The 729-nt window shown below is 46.8% G+C and carries 1 protein-coding gene; it reads right to left on the bottom strand.

The genetic code is table 11. The features are described 5' to 3' along the window. Positions 1-489: 489 nt before the first annotated feature. Positions 490-729: hypothetical protein (locus C7B65_RS28615; protein WP_219898768.1), on the bottom strand; the 240-nt coding region annotated here is incomplete at its 5' end.

The following is a 729-nucleotide window of genomic DNA, read 5'->3' as shown; positions in this document are numbered from 1 at the left end:
GGAGGATGAACCCTGAAGTACGCTTCCAAGGTGGTTTGGTGCTGCTTCAACTCACTTTGAGGTTGATAAAAGGTCAATCCTTTCAGTCCGGCAATGCCCCCGGCTTGGTAGTCTTTGAGGTAGCTTCTAGGACTTACGCATTGACAGAATAACCGAAATAGCAGTCGTGCTTTTCAGCCCTTTCAGCTTTATTTTTTCATTTCTTTTTTAGGAATTTAAAGTCAAAGAAAGGCCTTGCAAAAGGCTGAAACGACCTATTCTCGTTACTCCATAATATGGCTAATTTGTACAGTGCGTAAGTCCTAGCTTCGTAGGGTGTTCTGACTCACCTGTACCAGTTGAGCCATTTCCCAGTGGGGTAAGCCTTGACTCTTCAAATCCAACGCCTCCATTTTGCCCTGGACTCGCGGATGGGGTGATGGAACCGTTCATAGTGCAGGGCTGCAATCTCGACTTCGCTGAATGAGATCTCAATCAAGGGAACCTCCCCTATTCTTTTACGGTGTTTCTCATCAAGGATACCCAAAAAAACGAAGTCTGTGCCCCTACAGAGTATATCTTGACATAAGCTAGATAATTCATGTCTGCTATCGTCCACTCTGGAAGAACCTCTAGCGGACGAACCATCCAGAGTTCTCTTAGCCACATTGCCAAGGCTCGGCGCTTGAAGTGATAGAACTGTGCAATCGCTTGATGTCGTCGTCGCCATGCTGACCCGTTCAGCCAATG

The sequence above is a fragment of the Phormidesmis priestleyi ULC007 genome, assembly GCF_003003695.1.
In the GTDB taxonomy this organism is placed as follows: domain Bacteria; phylum Cyanobacteriota; class Cyanobacteriia; order Leptolyngbyales; family Leptolyngbyaceae; genus Phormidesmis_A; species Phormidesmis_A priestleyi_A.
This window is presented reverse-complemented; position numbering and strand designations above follow the sequence as displayed.